4 protein-coding genes are annotated in these 6,467 nt (G+C 43.3%); 3 read left to right on the forward strand and 1 reads right to left on the reverse strand.

What is annotated here, in order from left to right; translation table 11 throughout:
- A partial coding sequence (locus ACZFYI_RS13550) for a T9SS type A sorting domain-containing protein (protein WP_462524664.1) occupies positions 1–522 on the forward strand: 522 nt, incomplete at its 5' end.
- An 86-nt stretch (positions 523–608) separates the two neighbouring features.
- Here the strand turns inward: ACZFYI_RS13550 and ACZFYI_RS13555 are convergent.
- On the reverse strand, positions 609–2,243 hold the full coding sequence (locus ACZFYI_RS13555; protein ID WP_462524665.1) for a carboxylesterase/lipase family protein: 1,635 nt from the start codon (positions 2,241–2,243) through the stop codon (positions 609–611).
- A 102-nt stretch (positions 2,244–2,345) separates the two neighbouring features.
- On the opposite strand from ACZFYI_RS13555, the gene ACZFYI_RS13560 reads away from it, so the two are divergent.
- Positions 2,346–3,050, forward strand: a complete 705-nt coding sequence (locus ACZFYI_RS13560; protein ID WP_462524666.1) for an NUDIX hydrolase — start codon at positions 2,346–2,348, stop codon at positions 3,048–3,050.
- A gap of 133 nt (positions 3,051–3,183) precedes the next feature.
- Positions 3,184–6,330 carry a VPS10 domain-containing protein gene (locus ACZFYI_RS13565; protein WP_462524667.1) on the forward strand — a complete coding sequence of 1,049 codons (3,147 nt, stop codon included), beginning with the start codon at positions 3,184–3,186 and terminating at the stop codon, positions 6,328–6,330.
- The last annotated feature ends 137 nt before the right edge of the window (positions 6,331–6,467 follow it).

A 6,467-nucleotide genomic window follows, 5' to 3' on the forward strand; every position in this document is an offset into this window, starting at 1 on the left:
GAAAAAGGAAAAATTTACAGGTTTTCATTTGAAGCTAGAGCCGAACAAGCACTTGCCTTGAATTATTATCTTGGAAAAGCAAGTGACCCCTATAATGGTTACAGTGGAGGTGGAAATGCTGTTTTGTCTAATGACTTTAGGGAATATACCTCGGTATTTACCATGAGTGATCCCACAGATGAACAGGCAAGAATCGTATTTGACTTGGGGATTACTATTGGTACCGCATTTTTTAGAAAAGTCAAGTTGGAAGAACTCGATTTGGTTATTCTTTCACTTCCAAAGGAAAAAGCTGAGCAAATCAAAATGTATCCCAATCCGGTAAAAGCATTGTTGAGAATCGAACAAGTCCAAAGCGGTTCAAATATCGAATTGTTCAGTCCTGCAGGACAATTGTTGAGGAGGATAGATGTTTTGGAAAATACCTTGGAAATTGAAATGGGGAGCCTTAGTCCGGGAATTTACTTGTTGAAAGTTTCTGACCAAAATAGAGCGGCAGTCTATAGGATTGCAAAGCAGTAATTATTGCAGGCTTAAAGACTAAATTTGTTTCACAAAAAAACCCCTTCTACAATCAGTAGAAGGGGTTTTTGTCTAATAGGTTTGATTTATTTGTCGTTTTTGAAGTTTCTATCATGGAACCTGTACCTGGCATCATTGGTGGCCTGGACAGTTTTTGATTCAGTATTGATCACCATCACGGGAGGATTGTCGTCTTTTGGCAGGGCCTTGGGCCATTCCGGAAGCCCCTCCCCGTTTGGATTTCCTGTTTTCACAAAGTTGGTGAAGAACTCCAACATGGTTTCGGAGGTTTTATAATCATCCTCTGTCCAGGCAAATTCCTTGATTCGGGGAAGATTACCCATCGCATATTCGATCTCAGCGGCATGTGGAGCACCGAGGTCTTTTGGTCTTGGCGGAGCATTGATGGCTCTTTTGGAAGTGCCTCCTGCCAGTCCTGTTTCTAGCGTTTCATCCACCAAAGGCGGTCTCAATTTGGCATACAAGTATCGGAATACCGGTTGGTCGGAATTGCTTCTGTGAAGGTCAAACCACTTCCAGGTACTGTAAGAAATAAACCTGTCACCGGCCAAATCCATGGCTGAATAAGCAACTTGCTCTTCTGTCTCATGTGGATATAGTTTCAGTACTTCCTCATAGTCATTAGGGTATGCCTGCTTCACTTTGGTTATGAAATTCTCTTTGGTGTTTGGCAATCCTTGCATGAAAGCAGCAGCGGGATTTTCCTGTGTATTCCAACCCAAAAGTAAGGGAACCTGTGCCTGTTCCCGGGCATTGAAGATGTCTACAAGACTTTTTGGAAGCACATGACCGTCGAGAACGACAGGGAATCCAAATCTTCCGGATTCATTGTACATCTCATATATATCACGGGCAGGCAGTTTTCTCATTTCGGCAATGCTTTTGACCCCGAATTTCTGTAGAAACTCCACCCCGATTTTTTCAGCTTCTGCCAAAGTGGTCGGCGCCAAAGCTGAAACTCCCGAACCGCTTTCACCGATGGCGCCTGCAATCAGATTTCTCGAAAGCGGTGAAGCCATCTGATAGCTGACTGCAATCGAACCTGCAGATTCACCTGCAATCGTAACCTTTTTTGGATCTCCTCCGAATGCGGCAATGTTTTCATTGACCCATTTCAGGGCCATTGCTTGGTCCAACAAGGCGTAGTTTCCGGATGCTTTGTATGGTGCTTCAGCACTCAATTCAGGATGGGCAAGGAAGCCAAAAATGTTGAGTCTGTAGTTCACTGTGACTACAACGACCCCTTTTTTAGCCATGCTTTCCCCATCATATCTTGGTTCGGCTCCGTCTCCGGCTACAAAACCCCCGCCAAAGAAATAGACCAAAACAGGCAAGTCCTTATTGGTCCGGGTGGTTGGTGTCCATACATTCAGGTAAAGACAATCCTCGCTGACGCCATTGGACCGGGAATTCATATCGCCCCAAATGAGTTTTTGCATCGGTCTTGGACCAAATTCTTTGGTGACTTTTATTCCGTTCCAATTATCCACCGGCTGCGGTGCTTTCCACCTCAGTTCTCCCACAGGTGGTTTTGCAAACGGTACTCCAAAGTAGGTTTGGATTCCGGTCTTGGTGTTGTAATCTCCTTCAATGATCCCGTTTTTGATAGTGGTCTGTACCGGAAAAGCGTCTTTTCCCTGAGCAAACATGGCAGATGAAGTCATAAGAAGGAAAACTAAAGTAAATAGGCACTGTTTCATTTTGGGTTAGGATTTGGTTCTATTGTAACATATTGAGACAATAATAATTGTTTGTTAACATTTTTCCTACTTACTTGATGCTTGATTCATTCGCCCAAAAGCATGACGGTTCTTGAAACTCAGGGGTTTTTACCCCATATCGCATTTGATTCGGTTATTTTCGGTTTTTCTAAAGGGAAGCTGAAAATACTCCTGATGGAATACCATGATACCGGATGGCTTGCGTTACCCGGGGGTTTTGTAAAGAAAAATGAAGACTTGGATGAGGCAGCAAAGCGTGGGTTGAAGGAAAGGACTGGATTGGATAACATTTACCTGGAGCAATTTTACACTTTTGGCAATTTGGCCAGGTTCAGGCCTGAGGTAATGCAGACCATCCTTGCAGCCAATGGGTTTCACATGGATCCTGATCATTGGATGTTGGACAGGTTTATTTCGGTTTCTTATTTTGCCCTGATCAATTTTGAAAAAGTTGTCCTGACACCTGATATCCTATCAGATTCTATAGCTTGGTATGATATTGAAAACCTTCCCAAACTGATTTTGGACCACAATGCGATCGTGGCAAAAGCGTTGCAGACATTACGGGAAAATCTGGAGCGAAAGCTTATAGGCGGAAACCTGCTTCCTGAGCGCTTTACGATGAATGAACTTCAACAGGTTTACGAAGCGATTTTTGGCGAAAAAATCCGGAGAACGACTTTTCAAAGAAAGATGCTTGGGCTCGATATCCTCGAAAGACATGAAAAGTTGTACACAGGCAAAAGCCACAAGGCACCATATCTCTACAGTTTTAGGAAAGCTTAGCTTTAACTAACTGCTTTTTATAGGATTGTATTTTGAATTATAATGCCTGAAAGAAATATCGCAGGGAAGGGGCCTCCGATTATACTTTCTAAATTTTTTTTCTCAAATTCAAGAACATCAATCAACCTTTAGCATGAAAAAACTGATTTTATTCGGCATGATTCTATTCATGTCCTTTCCTACTTTTTCCCAAAGAGGAAAATCTACACCGGCACCTGCCCCGCAGTTTGATGCTGAATTGTACCAAGGACTCAAATGGAGAAATATTGGTCCATACAGGGGAGGCAGGTCCAATGCCGTCTCCGGAGTGCCAAACAATGATCAGGTATTTTTTGTAGGCTACACAGGCGGCGGTCTTTGGAAAACAGAAAATGCGGGCATTTCATGGCGCAATGTTTCAGACGGTTTTTTCAAAACTGGGACTGTTGGTGAAATCGCAGTAAGTGAATCGGATCCCAATGTGATCTATGTCGGAATGGGCGAGCATGCGATCCGAGGTGTGATGACTTCTTTTGGCGATGGGGTATATAAATCTACCGATGGTGGCAAAACCTGGAAAAACATGGGATTGGAAAAGACCCGTCACATTTCAGACATAACTATCCATCCTGATAATCCAGATATTGTATTTGTGGCTGCACAGGGTGCGGCACATGGCCCAAGTGAGGAAAGGGGAATTTATAAGAGTACTGACGGAGGCACTACCTGGACCAAAGTACTGTATGTAGACCAAAATACCGGAGCCTCTTCCCTAAGCATGGATTTCAATAACCCGAGGATTTTGTATGCCGCAATGTGGGAATACCGAAGGTTGCCATGGCAGGTACAAAGTGGCGGCGCGGGTTGCGGAATATGGAAATCCATTGATGGCGGAGATACCTGGACCAAAATCAACAATGGCCTTCCAAAGGAAATGGGCAAAATCGGGGTGAGTGTCTCCAGAGCCAATTCGGAAAGGGTTTTTGCCATTGTGGAGGCTGAAAAATCAGTTGCAGGCGTCTATCGCTCGGATAATGGCGGCGAGACTTGGGCACATATGACCAACAACCAACTGTTGACTTCAAGGTCTTGGTACTATATGGAAGTGGAGGCTGACCCGGTCAATGCAGATGTGGTATATGTGTTGAATTCCCCCTTGACCAAATCAATCGATGGTGGCAAAAATTTTACTGTTGTGGCGGTCAGGCACATCGATACGCATGACCTTTGGATCAATCCAAACAACCCATCCAATATGATTTTGGGAGATGATGGTGGCGCGGAGATTACATTCGATGCAGGCAAAAGTTGGTCTACTCAGGACAATCAGCCTTCTGCACAGTTTTACAGGTTAAATGTTGATGCCGGTTTTCCCTATAAACTTTATGCAGGACAGCAGGACAATACTTCTTTGGTGATTGCCAGCCGAAACAACTACATCGGACTGACAGATAAGGATTGGTTTATCGGTCCGGGTTGTGAATCGGCTTTTATTGCTTTTGACCCCAATAATCCTGTTTTGCTCTATGGGGGTTGTTACCAAGGTTTGATTGACGTGATGGATACGCAACACGGACATACCAAAGATATCAGGCAATATCCTGCCAATATTTTGGCCTATGATGCCAAAGATATGCGTTTCCGTTTCAATTGGAATGCGCCTGTCATTGCTTCTCCTCATGATTACAATACCATTTACCATGGTGGGAATGTCCTTTTCAAAACCACAGACGGAGGAATGTCTTGGGAAGAAATCAGCCCTGACCTCACCAGAAATGAAGAATCAAAACAAGGTCCGGGTGGCGCTCCCATCACCAATGAAGGTGCGGGAGGAGAAAACTACAATACCTTAAGCTATGTCATAGAATCTATCCATGAAAAAGGGGTCATTTATACCGGAAGTGACTGTGGACTTGTTCATATTACTAAGGATGGTGGAAAAACCTGGGAAAACATTACCCCTTCCGGCTTGCCCGAAAGTCTGATCCAATCTATTGAAGTTTCCCCTCATGACAAAGGAACTGCCTACATAGCCGCTACACGATACAAGTTCAATGATTTTTCGAATATGTCTTTCAAAACCACCGACTATGGAAAAACCTGGACCAAGATAGATACAGGTGTTGATAAAGATGATTTTATCAAAGTGATCAGAGAAGACAAAAAGGCAAAAGGTCTTTTGTATGGAGGTGCTGAAAGGGGTTTTTACGTTTCTTTCAACGGAGGATCAAATTGGCAAAAACTTCAGTTGAACCTTCCTATAGTTCCGATTACTGATATGGCTTTTGCTGACAATGATTTGGTCGTCTCTACAGCAGGAAGGGCATTTTGGATTTTGGATGACCTCAGTGCGCTGCAGCAGTCTAAAGGAGATTTCTCAGGTTTGAAAATTTATTCCCCAAAGCCAACGTACAAATACGAAGGATATATTCCTTCTTGGATGGACCTTCCTCCTGGAATCGGGCAAAATCCTGCAACAGGGGTGATTTTGGATTATTATTTGCCCGAAAAAGTGGATTCTCTTGAAGTCACTCTCGAAATCTTGGACGCTTCAGGTATAGTCATCAGGTCCTATTCATCCATTAAAGATGAAAGTTTCAAACCTTTTTCCGGTGGCCCTGCGCCCGAGCAGGTCATTCCTGCCAAAAAAGGATTGAACAGGTTTGCATGGAATTTTAGAGGAGAAACCTTATTGGCCATTCCCAATGCTTTTGTCTACGGGGATTATAGCGGCCACCGCGTAGCACCCGGAAAATACAAGGCGAGAATAAGTTACAATGGGGCTGTATCCGAAACTGAAATAGACCTGCTACAGGATCCAAACCTCAAAAACATCAGCTCCCAAAACTGGAAAGAACAGCAGGCTTTGCTTGAAATGGCAGCACTTTCAATCACAGATATCCACCAATCCGTGAATGACATGAGGAATGTCAAAAGTCAGATTGAGCACCATAATTCTTTGTTGGAAGAAAAAGAGGATGCCAAGGAGCTTTATCAGGCCGGTAAGGATTTGATCCAGAAGTTGGTGGATTGGGAAGCCAAGCTCGTCGAAACCCGTCAGGGGAATTTCCAGGATGTCATCAATTTTCCGAGTCAGCTGAATGCCCAATACTTTGACCTGAGGGCAACAGTGGATGTGCATGACCCAAGGCTGACAGCAGGTTCAAAACAGCGTTTGGTGGATTTGGATAAGGAATGGGAAGGATACAAATCCGATTTGAAAATGCTGATAGAAAATGACATCAAGACCTACAATGAAAAATTCAAAGCCCAGAACCTTCCTGCTGTAATTATCAATTAAAACTATTTAGTTTAAATTTATCTAAAAGAATTAAACTTTTTTCTTTCATATGAGTCTAAAAGAGAGGTTTTCAAAACCTCTCTTTTAATTTACTCCAAACCAAAACAATTACACATTATGAAAATCATTGCCTCATT

Source organism: Aquiflexum sp., from assembly GCF_977115555.1.

Coding starts and splice junctions, on each gene's coding strand:
- ACZFYI_RS13555 (WP_462524665.1), bottom strand. CDS start 2,243: ATGAAACAGTGCCTATTTACTTTAGTTTTCCTTCTTATGACTTCATCT.
- ACZFYI_RS13565 (WP_462524667.1), top strand. CDS start 3,184: ATGAAAAAACTGATTTTATTCGGCATGATTCTATTCATGTCCTTTCCT.
- ACZFYI_RS13560 (WP_462524666.1), top strand. CDS start 2,346: ATGACGGTTCTTGAAACTCAGGGGTTTTTACCCCATATCGCATTTGAT.